The organism is Sinorhizobium psoraleae, from assembly GCF_013283645.1.
Taxonomy (GTDB): domain Bacteria; phylum Pseudomonadota; class Alphaproteobacteria; order Rhizobiales; family Rhizobiaceae; genus Sinorhizobium; species Sinorhizobium psoraleae.
The window spans coordinates 851,462-871,993 of record NZ_JABEKV010000004.1 but is presented as its reverse complement, the minus strand read 5'-3'; the positions used below and the strand labels follow the sequence as shown (position 1 = coordinate 871,993).

The window sequence follows — 20,532 nt, the reverse complement described above, 5'->3', positions numbered from 1 at the left end:
GCTCCGCGGTATGGAAATCAACTGCGGGCCGAGTTGAGCGTTAGCCGGCGCCGGATCCGACGGACAGAAACACCGGTCCTTCCTCCATCCAAAGTTTCAGCCGAGCATGCTTTGCCTTGCCGGTTCACAATGCTATAGGGCTCTGGATTTCTCCCACCGGGGGCATCTCGTCCGATGTCCCGCAAAGCTACGAGGCATATCCATGGCAAAGATCAAGGTCGCCAATCCGGTCGTCGAGCTCGACGGCGACGAGATGACTCGCATCATCTGGCAGTTCATCAAGGACAAGCTGATCCATCCCTATCTCGACCTCGATCTCGAATATTATGACCTCAGCGTCGAGAACCGCGACGCGACCGAAGACCAGGTGACAATCGACGCCGCCAACGCCATCAAGAAGCATGGCGTCGGCGTCAAATGCGCGACGATCACGCCCGACGAAGCACGCGTCGAGGAGTTCAAGCTGAAGAAGATGTGGAAGTCGCCGAACGGCACGATCCGCAACATCCTCGGCGGCGTGATCTTCCGCGAGCCGATCATCTGCAAGAACGTGCCGCGCCTCGTTCCCGGCTGGACGAAGCCGATCATCGTCGGCCGTCATGCCTTCGGCGACCAGTACCGCGCCACCGACTTCAAGTTCCCGGGCAAGGGCAAGCTTTCGATCAAGTTCGTCGGCGAGGACGGCCAGACGATCGAACACGACGTCTATGATGCGCCCGGCGCCGGCGTTGCGATGGCCATGTACAACCTGGACGAATCGATCACCGATTTCGCCCGCGCCTCGTTCAACTACGGTCTGCAGCGCAAGGTCCCGGTCTACCTCTCGACCAAGAACACGATCCTCAAGGCCTATGACGGCCGCTTCAAGGATATCTTCCAGAAGGTGTTCGACGAGGAGTTCGCCGAACAGTTCAAGGCGGAGAAGCTCTGGTACGAACACCGCCTGATCGACGACATGGTCGCTTCGGCGCTGAAGTGGTCCGGCGGTTATGTCTGGGCCTGCAAGAACTATGACGGTGACGTTCAGTCCGATATCGTTGCGCAGGGCTTCGGTTCGCTCGGCCTGATGACCTCGGTACTGATGACGCCGGATGGCAAGACGGTCGAGGCGGAAGCAGCGCACGGAACGGTTACGCGCCACTACCGCCAGCACCAGAAGGGCGAGGAAACCTCGACCAACTCGATCGCGTCGATCTTCGCCTGGACTCGCGGCCTTGCCCACCGGGCCAAGCTCGACGGCAACGCCGAACTCGCGAAGTTCTCCGAAACGCTCGAGCGCGTCTGCATCGAGACGGTCGAAGCCGGTTTCATGACCAAGGATCTTGCGCTCCTGATCGGTCCGGACCAGCCGTGGCTGTCGACCACCGGCTTCCTCGACAAGATCGACGAGAACCTCAAGAAGGCGATGGCTGCCTAAGGGCGCCTCACCGATTTCGCTTCAGGAACCCGGCCTCGCGCCGGGTTTTTGCGTACCGGGCTGTCATGCTAAAATCAGACAGAACGAACGGTGGAACAGATGCGACAAAAGCGCGTGAAGCTGCTGGCGTCGGATATCGACGGCACGCTACTCGGCGATGCTGCAGCGGCCGAACGGTTTCGCGCCGCGTGGTGGGCTCTTCGCCCGGCTGACCGGCCGCTTCTCGTCTACAACAGCGGGCGAATGGTCGATGATATCGCCGCGCTCGTCGACGCGAAGGATTTGCCCCCACCAGACTACATGATCGGCGGCGTCGGCACGACAATAGCGGATGGACTCGTGCGTCGCGAATTGCGCGCCTTCACAGAGCAGCTTGGGCCGCCGCTTGATCCGAGCACCGTCGCGGCAATCATGCAGGCGATCGAAGGGGCAAGGCGCCAGGCAGACGCGGACCAATCCAGGTACAAGGCCAGTTGGAACCTGCCCGATGCCGGAGAAGATCGGCTCCGGGACATTGCAGGACAATTGGCGAGCGCCGGCCTGGACGTGAAACTGATCTATTCCAGCAGCCGGGACCTCGACATCTTGCCCCGTGCCGGCGGCAAAGGCGGCGCGCTTGCCTGGATATGCCGGGAACTTTCGCTGAGCTTCGACGAGGTGGTCGTTGCCGGCGACACCGGTAACGACTGCGAGATGTTCTGCCTGCCGCAAGTCCGCGGCGTGGTGGTCGCGAATGCCCTCCCCGAGCTACGGCAGGCGGTTGCGCATCAGCGTCGGCACCTTCTCGCCCGCGGCTCCCATGCCGACGGCGTACTCGAAGGCCTGCGGCGCTGGGGCATCATTCGCGAAAGCAATTAAGCATCGATCGATTGGACAAATCCTGCGGATATCAAGCGCTCGATCGCGTCTGCTTGTCCGGCGTAACGACTCAGATAGTCTGATGGTGTCCAGCACGCTTGGCCCCCAATATTGGGATCCGGAAAAATCTCGACGATGCCCGATTCTCTCGTCCCCAAAACGGTAAGCGTCTTCAAAGAGGGGTACGGTCGCGCTCGCTTGAAGGCGGACGCCTTTGCCGGGCTGACCGTCGCGATCGTCGCGCTGCCGCTGTCCATGGCCATTGCGATCGCGTCCGGCGTGACGCCCGATCGCGGTCTCTACACGGCGATTGTCGGCGGCTTTCTGGTTTCGCTCCTCGGCGGCAGCCGCGTCCAGATCGGTGGCCCTGCCGGCGCTTTCATCGTGCTCGTGGCTGCAACCGGCGCCAGGCACGGTCTCGACGGCCTGCTGCTTGCAACGGCGATGTCGGGCATCATGCTCGTTGCCGCGGGTTACCTGCGGCTTGGCAAGTACATCAAGTTCATTCCCTATCCGGTGACCGTGGGCTTCACCGCCGGGATCGCGGTGATCATCTTCGCTAGCCAATTGCGCGATCTCTTCGGCCTCACTCTGAGCGGCCACGAGCCAGGGCCCATCATCGAGAAGCTTGCGACGCTTGGACTTGCCGCCGGAACGGTCAACTGGGCAGCAGTTCTGACGGCGGCGTTGACGATCGGCATCATTCTCGCGCTGCGAAAGCTGCGGCCGCATTGGCCCGGCATGCTGATCGCCGTCGCTGCCGCTTCTGCCTTCGTCGCTCTGCTGCAATTGCCGGCGGAAACGATCGGCACGCGCTTCGGCGGCATTCCGCGTGGCCTGCCTTTGCCGGCGCTGCCGCCTTTATCGCTCGAGAAGGCAGCCGCCGTCTTTCCGGATGCCGTCTCGTTTGCACTGCTCGGCGCGATCGAGTCACTGCTGTCGGCCGTCGTCGCCGACGGCATGACCGGCCGGCGGCATCGCTCGAGCATGGAACTGATCGCGCAAGGGATCGCGAATGTCTGCTCGGCGCTCTTTGGCGGCATCTGCGTCACCGGGACGATCGCCCGTACGGCGACCAATGTGCGTGCCGGCGGAACGAGCCCGGTTTCCGGCATGCTGCATTCGGTCTTTCTCCTTCTGTTCATGCTTCTCGCCGCGCCGCTTGCAAGCTACATCCCGCTTGCCTCGCTGGCCGGCGTGCTTGCCATCGTTGCCTGGAACATGATCGAGAAGCCGGCATTCACGGCACTCCTTCGATCCTCCTACGGCGACGCGGTCGTCCTTCTCGCGACTTTCATCATTGTCGTCTTCCGCGAACTCACGGAAGGCATCGTGATCGGCTTCGCCCTCGGCGCGGTTCTCTTCATCGACCGCATGGCAAAGAGCATCTCGGTCGGAGAAACAAAACCGCTGGAGGCCATGAAGCAGGAAAATGGCGAGGTGGAACATCCTACCATTGCGGATGACCCTGATACGGTGATCTATCGGATTTCGGGCATCTTCTTCTTCGGTTCGGCGGCGACCGTCGGCACCGTCCTCGACCGGATCGCCGATCAGCGCCGGAATTTCATACTCGATTGCTCGGAAGTGCCCTTCATGGATTCGACCGCCGCCAATGTGATCGAGGGGACGCTGCGGAAGGCCGAGCGGACGGGCGTACGTTTCATCATCACCGGTGCGAGGTCGCAGGTCCGCCGCACGCTCCGCCAGCACGACGTTCGTCCGCCGCGCGTCATCATGCGCGCTTCGGTCCAGGCGGCGCTCGCGAGCATCCGCAGTGAAAAGAGCGCATGAAAAAGGGCGCCGCAGCGCCCTTTCTTCCGTTCATCCGGGATCCGTTCAGCCGGCGAGCGCTACGGCGACCGCTTCGATTGCTTCGGCTGCACGGTTGCCGTCCGGACCGCCGGCCTGGGCCATATCCGGGCGTCCGCCGCCGCCCTTGCCGCCAAGTGCGGCGGATGCGACGCGTACGAGGTCGACGGCGCTGAGCTTCGAAGTGAGGTCGTCGGTTACAGCAACCACCGCACTCGCCTTGCCGTCGCCGGAAACACCGACGAAGGCGACAACGCCGGAACCGAGCGTTTTCTTGCCGTCATCGGCAAGACTCTTCAGGTCCTTCGGCTCGACGCCGGAAACGACCTTGCCAAGGAATCGGACGCCTGCGATGTCGCGGGCGGCATCGGCCGAGCCGTTCTGGCCATCGCCGGCGAGCGCAAGCTTCTTCTTCGCCTCTGTCAATTCCCGCTCCAGCTTGCGCCGTTCATCAAGCAGTGCCTCGATCCGCCCGAGAACGTCCGCCGGCTGGACCTTGAGCGCGGACGCCAGCGTCTTAACGCGCTCATCCTGCTCGTTGAGATAGACGCGAGCCGACTCGCCGGTCAGTGCCTCAATTCGGCGCACACCGGCACCGACCGCACTTTCCGAAACGATCCGCACAAGGCCGATATCGCCCGTGGCAGACACATGCGTGCCACCGCAGAGTTCCACCGAGTACGGCTTCCCTGCCTTCGAGCCGCGAACGCCCTGCCCCATCGAGACGACACGGACCTCATCGCCGTATTTCTCGCCAAAGAGTGCCATTGCGCCTTCAGCAATCGCATCGTCGACGGTCATCAGCCGCGTCGTCACCGGCGAATTCTGCACGATGATCTCGTTGGCCATCTCTTCGACGACCTTCAATTCCTCGGCGGTCATCGGCTTGGGATGCGACACGTCGAAGCGCAGCCGGTCCGGTGCCACAAGCGAGCCCTTCTGTGCCACATGCGTGCCGAGCACCTCGCGCAGCGCCTCGTGCAGCAGGTGGGTCGCGGAGTGATTGGAGCGAAGCCGGGTGCGACGCGCATGATCGACGGTCAGCGCCGCGGCCTCGCCGGCTTTCACGCTGCCTTCGGCGACGACGCAATAGTGGACGAAAAGCCCCTCGCCCCGCTTCTGGGTATCCGTGACCATCAGCTTGCCGGTCTCGGTCGTAATGACGCCGGTGTCGCCCATCTGGCCGCCGGACTCGCCATAGAAAGGCGTCTGGTTGAGGATCACCTGAATGCTCTCGCCTTTGGCGGCGGACTCGACCACCGCGCCATCACGAACGATCGCCTGGATCACACCCTCGGCGGACTCCGTGTCATAGCCGAGGAATTCGGTCGCGCCGTGCTTCTCCTTGAGTTCGAACCAGATCGTCTCGGTCGCGGCTTCGCCCGACCCAGCCCAGTTGGCTCGCGCTTCGGCCTTCTGCCGTTCCATGGCTGCGGAGAAAGCGTCGGTGTCGACCGTGATGCCCTTGGCGCGCAGCGCGTCCTGCGTCAGGTCGAGCGGGAAGCCATAGGTGTCGTAGAGCTTGAAGGCAGTCTCGCCGTTGAACTGATCGCCTTCGGAAAGATCTGCCGAGGCTTCGGAAAGAAGGTTCAGACCGCGCTCCAGCGTCTTGCGGAAGCGTTTCTCTTCCAGCTTCAGCGTTTCGGAGATCAGCGCTTCGGCGCGGGCGAGCTCCGGATAGGCGCGGCCCATCTGCTCGACGAGCGCCGGCAGGAGCTTCCACATCAACGGCTCCTGCGCGCCGAGCAACTGTGCGTGGCGCATGGCGCGGCGCATGATGCGGCGCAGCACATAACCGCGCCCTTCATTCGAGGGCAGCACACCGTCGGCGATCAGGAAGGCGGAGGAACGCAGATGGTCGGCGATGACGCGGTGACTTGCGCGCCGGTCGCCTTCCGCCTTGACGCCGGTTGCCTCTTCGGAAGCAGCGATCAATGCGCGGAACAGGTCGATGTCATAATTGTCGTGTTGACCCTGGAGGACGGCGGCAACGCGTTCCAGTCCCATGCCGGTATCGATCGACGGGCGCGGCAGGTCGACGCGCTCTTCCTTGGTGATCTGCTCGTATTGCATGAAAACGAGGTTCCAGATCTCGATGAAGCGGTCACCATCCTCTTCCGCCGATCCGGGCGGTCCGCCCCAGATATGCTCGCCGTGATCGTAGAAGATCTCCGAGCACGGGCCGCAGGGACCGGTATCGCCCATCGCCCAGAAATTATCGCTGGTCGGAATGCGGATGATCCGGTCGTCGCTGAAGCCGGCGATCTTCTTCCAGAGGCCAAAGGCTTCGTCGTCGGTGTGGTAGACAGTCACCAGCAGGCGCTTGGCATCTAGCCCGTATTCCTTGGTGATGAGGTTCCAGGCAAGCTCGATCGCGCGTTCCTTGAAATAATCGCCGAACGAGAAGTTGCCGAGCATCTCGAAGAAGGTGTGGTGCCGGGCCGTGTAGCCGACGTTGTCGAGGTCGTTGTGCTTGCCGCCGGCGCGCACGCATTTCTGCGCGGTCGCGGCCGTTGAATAGGGGCGCTGCTCCAGGCCGGTGAAGACGTTCTTGAACTGCACCATGCCCGCATTGGTGAACATCAATGTCGGGTCGTTGCGCGGCACGAGGGGGCTTGACGGCACGATCTCGTGGCCGTTCTTGCGGAAATAGTCGAGAAACATCGACCGAATTTCATTCACGCCGCTCATTTTGCGTCCTATCTGTGCACCATTCCCGGTCGCGACCGCACTTTTCGGGCCGCGCACCGCCATCTCAAACCCCGCGTCTGTCCGTGACAGTCGCGCCCACCAACGCCCTCAGCCGCCGGAACCACAGGCTTTTATCTTCCGTCTATCACGCTGTCCAGACGGCAGCAAAAAACCGGCCGTCCGAGGGACGACCGGCTCTATTTAAAACTTGCCGCCTCAGATCTTACATTTCGGCCGCTGCGTCGCCGTCGTCATCGCTCTCCGGTCCACCGTTCTCCAGGAACTTGTCGGCGATCAGGCCGGCATTCTGCCGCAGAGCCATCTCGATCTCGCGCAGAAGATCGGGATTGTCACGCAAGAAAAGTTTCGCGTTCTCCCGACCCTGGCCGAGGCGCTGGCTGTTGTAGGAAAACCAGGCGCCGGACTTCTCGACGATGCCGGCCTTGACGCCAAGATCGATGAGCTCGCCGGTCTTGGAAACGCCCTCGCCATACATGATGTCGAACTCCACCTGCTTGAAGGGAGGCGCCATCTTGTTCTTGACGACCTTGACGCGGGTCTGGTTGCCGACGACTTCCTCGCGCTCCTTGACCGAGCCGATGCGGCGGATATCGAGGCGCACCGATGCATAGAACTTCAGCGCATTGCCGCCCGTCGTCGTTTCCGGCGAACCGAACATGACACCGATCTTCATGCGGATCTGGTTGATGAAGATCACCATGCAGTTGGACTTGGAGATCGAAGCGGTCAGCTTGCGCAGCGCCTGGCTCATCAGCCGGGCCTGCATGCCCGGCAGGCTGTCGCCCATTTCGCCTTCGATTTCAGCGCGCGGCACGAGGGCTGCAACCGAATCGACGACGAGAACGTCGATCGCCCCGGAACGGACCAGCGTGTCGGTGATTTCGAGCGCCTGTTCACCGGTGTCCGGCTGCGAGATCAGGAGGTTTTCGAGATCGACGCCGAGCTTGCGTGCATAGACCGGATCGAGCGCATGTTCGGCGTCGACGAAGCCGCAGATGCCGCCCTTCTTCTGCGCTTCCGCAATGGTCTGCAGCGCCAGCGTCGTCTTGCCCGAGCTTTCCGGACCATAGATTTCAACGATGCGCCCCTTCGGCAGGCCGCCGATGCCGAGCGCGATATCGAGGCCGAGCGAACCGGTCGAAACAGTTTCGATCTCGATTACGCTGTCCTTCGCGCCGAGCTTCATGATCGATCCCTTGCCGAACGACCGTTCGATCTGGGAGAGAGCCGCTTCAAGTGCCTTGCTTTTATCCACCGATTTGTCCTCTACGAGCCGCAAAGAGTTTTGTGCCATTTGGTCCCACCTTTAGGTTATTGGAGCTATCGAGGCAATGAAGCCGCCGCAGGAGTTTTTGTACATGTTTTGTTCCGCTTTGGCAACAGAGTGGCAACCAATTGAATGGTAATGATTATTTTCGTTGCGTTCGATTCTTGTTCACGGACATTGTACCACATTTCCACAGGCCATACCGGACCGCGGTCAGGTTTGGCGATGCCAGTGCGATTCGCGACCGTGCCGCGCCTGTGATTTTGGATTGAAGCAGCCCAAAGAGGAGCTTTTATGAAACAACGGGAAATCGCCGTATTCGGCGGCGCCCACATCGACCGCCGCGGCCGCATCCGCGGCGTCACTGCTCCCGGCGCGAGCAATCCCGGCTGGTGGTTCGAGGAAGCAGGCGGCGGCGGCTTCAATGCGGCGAGAAACCTTGCCCGCCTTGGTCACTGCGTGCGGATGATCAGCCCGCGTGGCGGCGACGCCGCGGGCGAAATGGTGGCGGCGGCCGCGGCCGCGGCGGGTGTGATCGATTGCGCTTTCACCTTTCTCGACCGGAAGACGCCGAGCTATACCGCGATCCTCGAAAACGACGGCAATCTCGTCATCGCGCTTGCCGACATGGATCTCTACCAGTTGTTTTCGCCGCGCCGGCTGCAACAGCGCGCAATGCGCGAAATATTGGCGGCAAGCGACCTGGTGCTGATGGATGCGAATCTGCCTGAAGAAACGCTCGCCGCGCTGGTCAGCCCGGCCTCCAGCGACGGCCGGCTTGTTGCCGGCATCGCCGTGTCGCCGGCAAAGGTGATCCGCTTCAGGAAATGTCTGACGGGACTGAATTTTCTCTTCATGAACGAGGCCGAAGCACGTGCCCTGACCGAAACTGACGCCGGCCAGCCCGAAAACTGGCCACCGCTGTTGCGGGAGGCCGGCCTCGCAGGCGGCGTCGTGACGCATGGCGGCGGCGCTGCTGTCGCCTTCGACCGCGAAGAGGCCTGCCTCGTTGTACCGCCCGCCCTTCCGGCGCTTGCGGACGTCACCGGAGCCGGCGACGCATTGGCGTCGGGCTTCCTGACAGCGCGGCTTTCGGGTCTCGATCTCGGCAGATGCCTGCGCCACGGCATTGCCGCCGCCAACATAACGCTTCGTTCGCCGTCCGCCGTCTCGGAAGAGATGTCCGCGCGCAATCTCGAACTGGCGCTGGCCCTTGTGCCGGCTCCGCAAATGCTGTCATGAGAAATGACAGCCGAGCTCCGAGCGAGGAAAGGTCCAGGCGGCTTGCCGGCCACACCTCGTTCCAACTTTGTTAGAAGCGATCGCGATCCCGGCTGATTCAGCCCGACACATCGCGATTAAAGGGAAAGATCATGACAAAGCCCTCCTCCCCGTCCCTGCCGTTGGAATATTCCGATGAAGTCGCGGCCGCCAAGGCGCGCGGAGCGCCAATCGTCGCGCTGGAATCGACGATTATCACGCATGGAATGCCCTATCCCGGTAATCTCAACATGGCCCGGAGCGTCGAGGCGATCATCCGTGAACAGGGGGCAGTTCCGGCAACGATTGCCGTAATCCACGGTGTCCTCCACATTGGCCTCGATAGCGCGAAGCTGGAGGCGCTTTCGAAGACGGAAGGCGCGATGAAGCTGTCGCGCGCCGATCTCGCCTTCGCCATCGCCGAGCGTCGCACCGGTGCCACGACCGTCGCCGCGACGATGATCGCTGCCGCGCGCGCCGGCATCAGCGTCTTCGCCACCGGCGGCATCGGCGGCGTTCACCGCGGCGCGGAGCAGAGCTTCGATATTTCCGCCGATCTCGATGAACTCGCCCGCACCGGCGTCATCGTCGTCTGCGCCGGCGCCAAGGCCATTCTCGACATTCCGAAAACGCTCGAGGTGTTGGAGACCCGGGGTGTTCCGGTCGTCACCTATGACAGCGAGACCTTCCCGGCCTTCTGGTCACGCGATTCCGGCATCAAGAGTCCGTTGATGCTGAACAGCCCCGCCGCGATCGCCAATTTCCAGAAGATGCGCGACCTGCTCGGCATCGACGGCGGCATGCTTGTCGCCAATCCGGTTCCCGAAGAGAGCGAAATTCCGCGCGAAGAGATGGAAATCTACATCACCCGCGCGCTCGACAATGCCGCGAGCGACGAGGTCTCCGGCAAGGCGGTGACGCCTTACCTGCTCGATAACCTTTTCCACATGACCGAAGGCCGCAGCCTCGAAACCAATATCGCGCTCGTCGAAAACAATGCGCGTCTGGCCGCCGAAATCGCAGTTGCGCTGACGGCGAAGTGACTTCAGTTGGCTGACAAGGAGGCCCGGCGCTGGACCGGGCCTTTTTCATGAGCGCCGTTAGATCGTTTGTTTCATTGAAAGAGTGACGTGATCCAACTCTTTGAGACGACGCAGTTCCGAACGGGAAACCGTTAAAGACTTTCCTGGATTGCTCCAGTTTATCAGCTCGCTCAGGAATCCAGCATCTCGCGAACGGCCACCGCCAGTTGCTTCAGCGAGAATGGCTTCGGCAGGAAACCGAATTTTGCGTCGGCCGGCAGGTTGCGCGCAAAAGCGTCCTCTGCGTATCCCGATACGAAGATGAACTTGAGGTCCGGGTACTTCTTGCGCAGTTCGCGCAGCAACGTCGGTCCGTCCATCTCCGGCATCACCACGTCCGAGACGACGATATCGACGGCGCCGTTGAGCTCATCCATGATGTCGAGCGCCTCGACGCCCGATCCGGCCTCGTGAACAGTGTAACCGCGCGTTTCGAGCATGCGCTTGCCACCGCGGCGGACCGCCTCCTCGTCCTCGACCAACAGCACGACGGCGGAATCGCCGGTGAGATCCGTTGGTTCCTGTTCCGCCTTGGGCGCCGCCGCCACGACCAGGTTGCTGACTGCCGGCATCGGCGCTTCGGTTGCCGTCGAATCCCCTTCCTCGCGGATTTCCTCCACATGGCGCGGCAGCAGAATGCGGAAGGTGGTGCCCTTCCCGACTTCCGACTCCGGATAGATGTAGCCGCCCGACTGTTTGACGATGCCGTAGACCATAGAAAGCCCAAGGCCGGTGCCCTTGCCTACTTCCTTCGTCGTGAAGAAGGGCTCGAAGATCTTGTCCATGATCTCCTGCGGAATGCCGGTGCCCTGGTCGGAAACCTCGACCATGACGAAGTCGTCCTCCGGCAGCTCACGTCGTCCGAGTGCCGCAATCTCGCTTGCCGGTAGATTTCGTGTCCGGAGCGTGATCGTTCCGCCCTTGGGCATGGCGTCGCGCGCGTTGACCGCGAGGTTGAGCAGCACCTGCTCGAACTGGCCGAGATCGGTCTTCACCGGCCAGAGGTCGCGGCCGTAGTCGACCTCGACCTTGACGTTGGTGCCGGTCATCCGGTCCACCAGCATGCGCAGGTCGCCGATGACATCGGTGAGGTTGAGCACTGTCGGACGCATCGTCTGCTTGCGCGAGAAGGCGAGCAGCTGCCGCACGAGCACGGCGGCGCGATTGGCGTTGCGCTTGATTTCCATCAGATCGGCGAAAGTCGCATCCGCTGGTCGCGCCGAAAGCAGGAGGTGGTCGGAGGAAAGCAGGATCGCGGTCAGCACGTTGTTGAAATCGTGCGCGATACCGCCTGCAAGCGTGCCCACGGCATTCATCTTCTGCGTCTGCGCCATCTGGTTCTCGAGCGCCTTCTGCTCGGTAATCTCCAGCGCATAGATGATCGCGGCCTCCTCCGGCGCCTGATCGCTCTGGTCGATCACCGCGTTGACGTAGAAACGGAAATGTCGCCCCTCGTCCTTCGGGTGCAAGGCGTCGATCGGCGCGATATCGCCCTGCCGGTCCTTTGCCGCCGCAAGCGCGTCCTGAAGGCGGTTTCTTTCGGACTCGTGCACGACCGTTTCGATCAGTGCGCCGCGCTCGACGTCGTCCTGTGAAACGACACCTGCAAACAGCTTCAGGAACGGAGCATTGGTCCTCAGGATCCGTCCGTCGCCATCGACAGAGGCGATCGCCATCGGCGTGTTGTTGAAGAAGCGCGTGAAGCGCATGGCTGCATTCGAGGCCGACTGATCGCCGTCATCGTCTTCACGGGACATGACAATCGTCCGGCTCTCGCCAGGCGCGCCGTCGCGGGTCGACGAGACGCGGTGGATCAGGCGCACCGGCAGGCTCTGCCCGTTGGCCTTGCGCAGATCGAGATCAAGCACTTTCGTTTTCTTGAGGCCCGGTTCCGCCTGGACCGATTGAATGAGCGCGAGGCCCTCGCCCGCGACGACATCGGCAATGCTGACCGATCCCGGTTGAAACTTCGTGAGATCGATGCCGAGCCAATCGGCAAGGGTGGCGTTTATATAGAAGATCTCGCCCTTGCGTCCGGCGGAGAAGAAACCGGCCGGGGCATGGTCGAGATAGTCGATCGCGTTCTGCAACTCCTTGAAGAAACGCTCCTGGTCGTCGCGCTCGGCCGTGATGTCGGCGATCTGCCAGAGGTAGAGCGGATTCCTTTCGCTGTCCTCCAGGGGCAGCACGCGCGCCTTCAGGCGGAACCAATGGGCGCCTGAACCGATCGATGCACCATTTGCGAGAGGCTTCAGCAGCCGGAATTCCTCGTGCCCCTTCTTGCCTTCATGGAGGCCATTGGTGAGCCGATAGATCGCTTCGGTCGCTTCACGGTTTCTGGAGAGAATGGTCTCGAGCGACTGAATGCCGCCGGCACTCTTTGCGCCGGTCAGAGCGCCATAGGCGGCATTGGCATAGATGATGCGCCCCCTGCGGTCGGTGACGATCGTCCCATCTTCATGGGCATCGAGAAAAGCGCGCGCCAGCTCGTCGGGACGCGTCTGCGGCATCACCTCGATGAAACCGATCACCGACGATACCAGGAAAAATATGCCGACCATCGCCAGCACGCCGAGGATGCCAAGGACGATCTCGTTCTCGAGCTGGTTCTTGAAGACGACGAAGGCGGCGGCCGACGCGGTGAGGACAATCGCCAGCAGGATGATCCGCAAGACCGTGCCCGGCCGGACGCCGCGGTCAACAACCGGCATCTGGTAGTCACCTGACTGCCGCAATTTCGTCATCGGGTCCTCACCTGCCGCTGCGGCCGCGCGCGACCACCCTGTACATCTACAACAGCGCCGCGCTTCCTGTTCAGGCGCGCAAAGCTCGCTGCAATCCTTTGAATGGCTGCATAATCTATCCCCAAAATCGATTCCGGTTTAAGGAATCATGCAGTCGCCGGCGTCCGACCAAAGTTTCGCGAAATCGGCAGATGCCTTTGCCGCGTCCGGATCATCGAACTGGAATCATCTTTAACAATCAGAGATAACAGCAAAAAGCGTCTCTGCGGAAGCATCCTGGTCAATTCACAGGGAATGTCGGACGCAAGCTTGTACCGGCCCGAAAAAAGCCGTCAAATATTGACATCCGGGGACGGCAGAAGGAGTTCAGCCTATGATGGAAACCTTTGTCGGGGACAACGGCAGCCGATTCATCATCGCCGCCGCAGCCGTTGCCGTCGGGCTCTTGTGCCTTGCCGCCGTGCTTTGGATCATGCGCCACAGACCCTCCTCCCCATTTGTGCGCGGCGGTAAGAACAGACAGCCCAGGCTTGCCGTCCTCGACGCGGCGGCCGTCGACGCGCGCCGCCGGCTCGTGCTTGTACGCCGCGACGACGTCGAACACCTCATCATGATCGGCGGCCCCACCGACATTGTCATCGAAAGTCGGATTGCACCGGAGCTATCGCCGGCACAGGCGAGCGCCGGCCCGGCTGCGGAGCAGAAGGCCACGGATGTGCCGAAGGCGACACCCCGACCTGAACCGAGGCCCGTTTCGGCGCCCACGCCGATGCCGGTGGAAGCGGCCGCTACCGTGCCGGAGCGGCAGGTTGCGCGCGCCGAGGAGCAGCCGCAAGCGGCTCCCCGAGTGGAGCCAGCGCCGCCGATCCGTCTCGCCGCAGAGCAAAGACCGGCGACGGCCGCGCAACCACTCCAACAACAGCCGCCTGCCAGGGTTTCGCCCCCCGTGCCCGCGAGTCCCGCCGTCTCCGCCATAGAACGTGCCGAGGGCATTTTCGACGTGGCCCGCGAGCGGGTGCTTCCAGCGGCACCGCGTCGGGAGCCGGCGCCAGTGCAACAGGGCGCTGCGCAAGTGGCTTCCGCGCCGGTGATGCAGACACAGGCGATGCCGGCCCAACCGGCCACACCGGACCGGGTTTCGGAATTCGAGCGGATTCTCGACGCGGAAATCAGCGGCGATCTGCAGCGGCTGGCGCCTTCGGTAGGACTGCAAGCCGGGAGCCGACCGACTGCGGGCGGCCGCCAGGAACCCCTGCTCGGTGGTACCCCGGACAATATCCGCACGGAGCCGACGATCGAAGAGGAAATGCAACGGATGCTCGCCGACATTTCCGCCGGACGTAAACCATGAGAACGGCAGGGCAAGGAAACGCCTGAGGCGTTTCCCGTTTGCCAGCGAGCGATCAGGACGATCCGGATCTACTCGAAGCTATCCTGGCCCGAGCACCTACAAAGAAAAACGGCGCGGATAAACCGCGCCGTTTTTTTCAGATCAGGAAGATCCTGGATCCGTCATTCGTCCCTATAGACCTTCTCGCGACGTTCATGGCGCTCCTGCGCCTCGATCGAGAGGGTTGCAATCGGCCGGGCGTCCAGACGCTTCAAACCGATCGGTTCGCCCGTTTCCTCGCAGTAACCGTAGGTGCCTTCGTCAAGCCGCTGCAACGCAGCATCGATCTTGGCGATCAGTTTCCTTTGCCGGTCCCGGGCACGCAATTCAATGGCCCGGTCTGTTTCGGAAGAAGCTCGGTCCGCAAGATCCGGATGATTGGCGCTCTCCTCTGCCAAGTGGTCCAGTGTCTCGCGGGCTTCGCGAAGGATATCATTTTTCCAGGCATTCAGCTTTGCACGAAAGTACGCCCGGTGGTTGGCATTCATGAATTCCTCGTCCTCGGAGAGAACAAAGGTACTAAGATCGATCTTCTCACTCAACGCGATTCTCCTGAAGAACATCTCATTGCGGCGGTGTATAGACCTATGGAAGCTACGATTCAAGCCTTGTGCCAGACACTCGACCGCATTTTACCAATGCTTGCATTTCAGGCTAACTGGCGAATATTTCATCAAAATTACACACGAAATCTTGATCGCGGATTACGTTCGGCCGGTCTGCCCGCGAACCGCCGGCCGATGCCTGCGACATTTCAGATTGCGACATCTGGTGCGCCTCGGGCGTCAGTTCAAGAGGGCTGCGATCCGCGAAAAACCTAGGCCGACGGCTTGATCTTTGCTGCGACAGCGGGACAAGGTACCCGTCTCGCCGGACTCGCGTCTGGACCCGGCCGAGAGAGATGCCTCCAACCTCAGGCGCCCAGGCCGCCCCCGGATGATATATGCAAGATCGCGTCGCCCCGGCATTTCGCCTCTTCCTTCTCCGCCACGCCCGCTCGGGCTGGGCGCTGCCGGGTCAGCGGGATTTCGACCGCACGCTTGACGATATCGGCTATGCCGAGGCGGAGCTGATCGCCCAGAGCGCCGCCGATCAAGGCATCCGACCGGATCTGATCCTTTGCTCGACCGCGGTGCGGTGTCGCCAGACCGCCGAACCGTTCCGTCGCACGCTCGGCGAAGACATCGATCTTCGTTACATCGATGCGCTCTATACGGGATCGATGAACGTCTACGCCGAGCTTCTCGAAGCAAATTCCAGCCTGTCCTCGCTGATGCTCATTGGTCATAATCCGATGATCGAGGAGCTGTTTCGTCGTCTCCTCGGCGACGAGGCTGCGGACAGGGTTCTTGCGGACGGCTATCCGCCGGCGGGATTGGCGGTTATCGACTTTTCAGCACCTCCGGGCGCCGGCGTCAGGTGGCTGGCCACGCTGTCGACACTGTTGCTGGCCGCGCCGGAGGAATCGGGTAGATCGTGACCAAAGCTCCCGCCCGAGCCGAAGGACGATTGCCGAAATCAGTCTTACGGCGTTGTGTTTGCGGAAAGATTTCCTATATCGCGACGACGGCTGGCACATATATGCGGCGCTCTTTGATGGTTGCCGGCAAGCTGAATGACGGATCAATCCCGAGGAACGGATAGAATTGGCGCCCCTTTTGAGCAGCTTCAAAGATGATGCCCTGATTGCGCTGGACAATCTCGCCGATCGGGCATCGGGACTCGTCAATCCTGCGGTCCGCCTCGGCGTCACCGGCCTCTCGCGCGCCGGCAAGACCGTTTTCATTTCGTCGCTCGTCCACAACTTGTTGAACGGCGGTCGCCTGCCGGTATTCGAACCCATCCGATCCGGGCGGGTCTCGAAGGTGCGGCTGGAGCCGCAGCCGGATGATGCGGTGCCGCGCTTCCAATATGAGGACCATATCGCCGCCCTCGTGAGAGATCGGGTATGGCCGGATTCGACGAGGGCGATTTCGCAGCTGCGCGTCACGCTTGATTACGAAAGCGCCAGCGGCTGGAACCGGATGTTCTCGCCCGGGCGGCTTTCGATAGACATTGTCGACTATCCGGGTGAATGGCTGCTTGACCTGCCCCTGCTTGCGCAGGATTTCCGGCAATTCAGCGAGACCACCGTGCAGCGAGCGCGCGCCGGCACACGCGCGAGCCTATCGCGCGAATGGCTGGCGCTGGCATCGGTGAGCGGCGCCACAACGGCAGCCGACGAAGGCAGCGCCCGCCGGCTTGCCGAAAGCTTCACGGCCTATCTCCAGGCCTGCAAGGCTGACGACCGATCCCTCTCAACACTGCCGCCCGGCCGTTTCCTGATGCCCGGCGATCTCGAGGGCTCGCCGGCGCTGACCTTCTCGCCGCTTCCCGATCTGCCCGCGGGTCGGGCGCCGAAAGGGTCGCTCTGGGCGATGATGGAGCGCCGCTACGAGGCCTACAAGACCCATGTCGTAAGCCCGTTCTTCCGCGAGCACTTCGCCCGTCTCGACCGCCAGATCGTGCTCGTCGACGCCCTGCAGGCGATCAATCGCGGGCAGGAAGCGCTGAGCGATCTGGAACAGGCACTCGCCGACGTGCTCGCCTGCTTTCGGCCAGGCACCAATTCCTGGCTCTCGTCCCTGTTTACGCGCAGGATCGATCGGGTCCTCATCGCCGCTACCAAGGCCGACCACCTGCACCACGAGAGCCACGACCGGCTCGAACGCATCACTGCCCGGCTCGTCAGCCGCGCCGCGGAACGCATCGGTATGAGTGGCGCAGGGCTTGAAGTAATGGCGCTTGCATCCGTCCGCGCGACGCGCGAGGCGACGGTAAGCCATGATGGTCACGCGTTGCCGGTCATCGTCGGCACGCCGATCGCCGGCGAGAGGATCAATGGCGAAATGTTCGATGGAGAAAGAAAGGCAGCGATATTTCCTGGAGACTTACCGCAAGATCCTGAAGTTCTTTTCGAGGCGACGGATGGTCGTTCTCAAACTTCGAAACCTGCGGAGGCGAAGCCCGCGATGCCTGAGCTGAATTTCGTGCGCTTCCGCCCACCGCATCTGGAAGAGACGCGCGGCGGATTGAAACTTTCGGTGCCGCATATCCGGCTCGACCGTGCGATGCAGTTCCTGCTCGGAGATCGCCTGGCATGAGTGACGAGTTCAAGAACCGCGGGCGCAAGCCCGCCGCCTTTTCCGTCGACCCTGACGAGCAGGCCGAACGCGCGGAGCGACAGCAACAGCAACGGCGCGCGCCGGCTAGCTTTAGCGACAAAATCGTCATGACGCCCGATGCCGAAGACCCGTTTATCGAGACGACTGCGGCGATCGAAGCACTCAACCTGCCGGAAGCAAGCCCGCGCCGTCGTCGGCTTTCCTTCGGCAAGGTCGCCGTGGGCGCATTGGGGATACTGCTTTCGCTTGCCTTGGGACTGTGGGTCGATCGTCTGCTCCGCGATCTTTTTTCCCGTGCGGATTGGCTCGGCTACTGCGCAATCGCCGTCGTTGCGATCGGCACCTTCGCCTTCCTGGTCGTCGTCGTGCGCGAACTGTTCGGGATGATGCAGCTCACGGCGATACAGCAGTTGAAAAAAGATGTTGGCGAAGCTCCTGCCAGCACCGAGACCGCACGTGCCGCGACGGCAAGGCTTGTCCACCTGCTGGCTGCCAATCCCCGCACGGCGAAAGGCCGGGCGCGACTCGCCGAAACCGAGGGCGAGATCATCGACGGTCCTCATCTGATTGAATTGGCCGAGCGGGAATTGCTGACACCGCTCGACCGCGAGGCGCGCCGGCTTATCCTGGCGGCGTCGAAGCGCGTGTCGATCGTGACCGCCGTCAGTCCGCGGGCACTCGTCGATCTCGGTTATGTCCTCTACGAATCGGCCCGTATGATCCGCACGATGGCGGAGCTCTACGGTGGCCGGCCGGGCACGCTCGGCATGCTGCGGCTGATGCGCGACGTCATTGCACATCTTGCCGTCACCGGCTCCATTGCTGCCGGCGACAGCCTTATCCAACAGGTCCTGGGCCACGGCCTTGCATCCAAACTCTCCGCGCGCCTTGGCGAGGGGGTCATCAACGGCCTGATGACCGCGCGTATCGGAATAGCGGCGATGGACCTCTGCCGGCCCATGCCGTTTCGCGCGCTGAAGCGACCGGGAATCGGTGATTTCCTTTCCGATCTTGCGCCCGGCGCGTCACGATCGGAGAGCTGATCGCAGGGAGTTGGCGGTAGATGGTTGCGGCCCCTGTTCGGCTATATGCCCGCGTACCAGTCGTAGCCGAGGTCCTCCCACAAACCGCCCTTCCCCTGGCCGTAGGCCGCGAGGTCGGAGGCGAGTTCGATGGAGCGAAGGTATTTCGCCATCTTGTATCCGAGCTGGCGCTCCACGCGCAGGCGCAGAGGTGCGCCGTTCGCGATCGGGAGCGGCCCGCCGTTCAAGCCATAGGCAAGGATCGTCTGCGGATGGCGCGCATCCAGCATATCGATGGACTCGTAGTAGGCGGCCTCCCCGGAGAGGCCGAGATTCATCGTATCGAAGCATCGAAACACAACGTAGCGAGCCTCCGGCTTCACCCTCGCCTCATCCAGGACGGCGGCGAGAGGAACACCTGTCCATTTGGCGATGCAACTCCAGCCCTCGACGCAGTCATGCCGGGTGATTTGCGTGCGTGATGGCATGTTGCGCAACTCGTCGAGCGAAAGGCTCAGCGGCCGGTCGACAAGCCCGCCGATCTCCAGTCGGTAGTCTGCGAAAGCTCCGTCCCGAAGGGCGACGTAGGTGGCGTCCGTCGGATCCGTCGAGCCGTTCGGCCTTTGCCCCTGTCGAATCTCGCTCTCCGAAAATTCCTTGGCGAGACTGTCGGCACCGATCAGGAAGCGCTGGACGCGATAGGTCAGGTCATTCGCTTTGGCCATTGTTTCGCGGACGGTCGCACCGTTCGACAGCATGCCGTCCAGCGCGTCGCACCCGACCAGAGGGATCGTCGAGGCGACGATACCGGCGCCGGTCAAAAACCGCCTGCGATCGATGATGATCCGGCTCATCGTTCGGGTCCTCCTTCTGTCGCTTCCTGGTCGATGCGATACCGTCCGGTCACCATCGAGCGGATTTCGTTTATCGGCCCGGCGGCAAGGACCATGAAGATGTGGATCGCAAAGAAGCCGACGAGCAACAGCATGACGACGAAATGGATGGTACGCGCAGTCTGCCGGCCGCCGAAGATTTCCGTTAGCCAGGGCGCGCCGGCGTTCATTCCCGGCGACATCGTCAGCCCCGTGAGGATCATCAGAGGGAAAAAGATCAGAAGAACAACGGCATAGGAGATTTTCTGAAGACCATTGTAAGAGCGGCCATGATGAAAACGGAAACGCAGATGCTCGGCGAAACTGCGCGGCAAGCCGCTGATATCCGAGAAGGTTGGCAGGATATCACGACGCAGATGCCCATTGATGAGGCTCGCGACCAACCACGACAGGACCGTGGCGGCGAACAGCCAGGCGAAGAAGAAGTGGACGACCCTGCCGGTCGCAAGATCCTGGTAAGAGGGCACCGTTAGCCAGCCCGGAAACGCCCGGTAGGCACGGCTATCCTCCGGCCCGCTGACGCCTAGAAAACCCGTGGTGTCCATGCGCCGACCAAAGGCGGTCGTCACACCCTGCACTTCGCCGTCGGCTCCCCTGACGGCGCGGATCGACAGCACGCTGTTGTCGAATGCGAAACCGGACTGCTCGCCGATATAAAGCGACGGGTGGGCGTTGAAGATCTGCAAGCCGCTGAGCAGCAGGAAGAACAACGCGATCGCCCATGTCCAGTGGGTGATCCGCGTCGCGATGCCATGCCGACGGATCGTCTGTCGGTCGGCGCCATCATGCTGCTTGTCTATCGCTGTCGCCATGTTCGGGACCCTCCCGCGATATGACAATGACGTAACAGGCGGCAAAGGAGTTTCAAGAACACGTCTGCGCGGGGATGCCGCAATTTCCGGTGAGACACG

Annotated in this window: 15 protein-coding genes; 9 read left to right on the top strand and 6 right to left on the bottom strand. The window is 62.2% G+C overall.

Going from position 1 to position 20,532, the window contains the following annotated elements; genetic code table 11:
• The first annotated feature begins 202 nt into the window (after positions 1 to 202).
• From ILFOPFJJ_RS25155 to ILFOPFJJ_RS25145, 3 genes are all read left to right on the top strand, one after another.
• Positions 203 to 1,417, top strand: coding sequence for an NADP-dependent isocitrate dehydrogenase (locus ILFOPFJJ_RS25155; protein ID WP_173513247.1), 1,215 nt, complete (start codon positions 203 to 205; stop codon positions 1,415 to 1,417).
• A 99-nt stretch (positions 1,418 to 1,516) separates the two neighbouring features.
• Positions 1,517 to 2,275, top strand: coding sequence for an HAD family hydrolase (locus ILFOPFJJ_RS25150; protein ID WP_173513246.1), 759 nt, complete (start codon positions 1,517 to 1,519; stop codon positions 2,273 to 2,275).
• 135 nt (positions 2,276 to 2,410) lie between these two features.
• The gene (locus ILFOPFJJ_RS25145; RefSeq protein ID WP_173513245.1) at positions 2,411 to 4,069 is read left to right on the top strand and encodes a SulP family inorganic anion transporter; all 1,659 of its coding nucleotides are present in this window, start codon (positions 2,411 to 2,413) and stop codon (positions 4,067 to 4,069) included.
• Positions 4,070 to 4,114: 45 nt separating this feature from the next.
• Here the strand turns inward: ILFOPFJJ_RS25145 and alaS are convergent, their stop codons facing one another.
• Together alaS and recA are read right to left on the bottom strand one after the other, a co-directional pair.
• Positions 4,115 to 6,778 (bottom strand): alanine--tRNA ligase, encoded by a 2,664-nt coding sequence (alaS, locus tag ILFOPFJJ_RS25140; protein WP_173513244.1) that lies wholly within the window; start codon positions 6,776 to 6,778, stop codon positions 4,115 to 4,117.
• A 223-nt stretch (positions 6,779 to 7,001) separates the two neighbouring features.
• A complete protein-coding gene (recA, locus tag ILFOPFJJ_RS25135; RefSeq protein WP_173513243.1) occupies positions 7,002 to 8,093 on the bottom strand; it encodes a recombinase RecA in 1,092 nt (363 codons plus the stop codon).
• A 267-nt stretch (positions 8,094 to 8,360) separates the two neighbouring features.
• Here recA and ILFOPFJJ_RS25130 point away from each other — a divergent pair, with 267 nt between their 5' ends.
• Together ILFOPFJJ_RS25130 and ILFOPFJJ_RS25125 are read left to right on the top strand one after the other, a co-directional pair.
• On the top strand, positions 8,361 to 9,308 hold the full coding sequence (locus tag ILFOPFJJ_RS25130) for a carbohydrate kinase family protein (protein ID WP_173513242.1): 948 nt from the start codon (positions 8,361 to 8,363) through the stop codon (positions 9,306 to 9,308).
• Between the two features lie 131 nt (positions 9,309 to 9,439).
• The gene (locus tag ILFOPFJJ_RS25125; RefSeq protein ID WP_173513241.1) at positions 9,440 to 10,369 is read left to right on the top strand and encodes a pseudouridine-5'-phosphate glycosidase; all 930 of its coding nucleotides are present in this window, start codon (positions 9,440 to 9,442) and stop codon (positions 10,367 to 10,369) included.
• A 170-nt stretch (positions 10,370 to 10,539) separates the two neighbouring features.
• Here ILFOPFJJ_RS25125 and cckA read toward each other — a convergent pair whose 3' ends face one another.
• On the bottom strand, positions 10,540 to 13,152 hold the full coding sequence (cckA, locus tag ILFOPFJJ_RS25120; protein ID WP_173513240.1) for a cell cycle histidine kinase CckA: 2,613 nt from the start codon (positions 13,150 to 13,152) through the stop codon (positions 10,540 to 10,542).
• Between the two features lie 373 nt (positions 13,153 to 13,525).
• Here cckA and ILFOPFJJ_RS25115 point away from each other — a divergent pair, with 373 nt between their 5' ends.
• The gene (locus tag ILFOPFJJ_RS25115; RefSeq protein WP_173513239.1) at positions 13,526 to 14,503 is read left to right on the top strand and encodes a flagellar biosynthetic protein FliO; all 978 of its coding nucleotides are present in this window, start codon (positions 13,526 to 13,528) and stop codon (positions 14,501 to 14,503) included.
• A gap of 161 nt (positions 14,504 to 14,664) precedes the next feature.
• Here ILFOPFJJ_RS25115 and dksA read toward each other — a convergent pair whose 3' ends face one another.
• A complete protein-coding gene (gene dksA, locus ILFOPFJJ_RS25110; protein ID WP_136505565.1) occupies positions 14,665 to 15,084 on the bottom strand; it encodes an RNA polymerase-binding protein DksA in 420 nt (139 codons plus the stop codon).
• A gap of 401 nt (positions 15,085 to 15,485) precedes the next feature.
• On the opposite strand from dksA, the gene ILFOPFJJ_RS25105 reads away from it, so the two are divergent.
• The 3 genes from ILFOPFJJ_RS25105 (at position 15,486) to ILFOPFJJ_RS25095 (ending at position 18,749) form a co-directional block, all read left to right on the top strand.
• Positions 15,486 to 16,022: a SixA phosphatase family protein gene (locus tag ILFOPFJJ_RS25105; RefSeq protein WP_173513238.1), complete on the top strand. Its 537-nt coding sequence runs from the start codon at positions 15,486 to 15,488 to the stop codon at positions 16,020 to 16,022.
• 166 nt (positions 16,023 to 16,188) lie between these two features.
• On the top strand, positions 16,189 to 17,685 hold the full coding sequence (locus tag ILFOPFJJ_RS25100) for a YcjX family GTP-binding protein (protein WP_173513237.1): 1,497 nt from the start codon (positions 16,189 to 16,191) through the stop codon (positions 17,683 to 17,685).
• On the top strand, positions 17,682 to 18,749 hold the full coding sequence (locus ILFOPFJJ_RS25095; protein ID WP_173513236.1) for a YcjF family protein: 1,068 nt from the start codon (positions 17,682 to 17,684) through the stop codon (positions 18,747 to 18,749). The genes ILFOPFJJ_RS25100 and ILFOPFJJ_RS25095 overlap by 4 nt, the downstream gene beginning before the upstream one ends.
• Positions 18,750 to 18,790: 41 nt before the next feature.
• Here the strand turns inward: ILFOPFJJ_RS25095 and ILFOPFJJ_RS25090 are convergent, their stop codons facing one another.
• Entirely contained in the window at positions 18,791 to 19,582 is a 792-nt protein-coding gene (locus tag ILFOPFJJ_RS25090; protein WP_173513235.1) for a molybdopterin-binding protein, read from the bottom strand.
• Positions 19,579 to 20,433, bottom strand: coding sequence for a cytochrome b/b6 domain-containing protein (locus tag ILFOPFJJ_RS25085; RefSeq protein ID WP_173513234.1), 855 nt, complete (start codon positions 20,431 to 20,433; stop codon positions 19,579 to 19,581). The genes ILFOPFJJ_RS25090 and ILFOPFJJ_RS25085 overlap by 4 nt, the downstream gene beginning before the upstream one ends.
• Between the last annotated feature and the right edge of the window lie 99 nt (positions 20,434 to 20,532).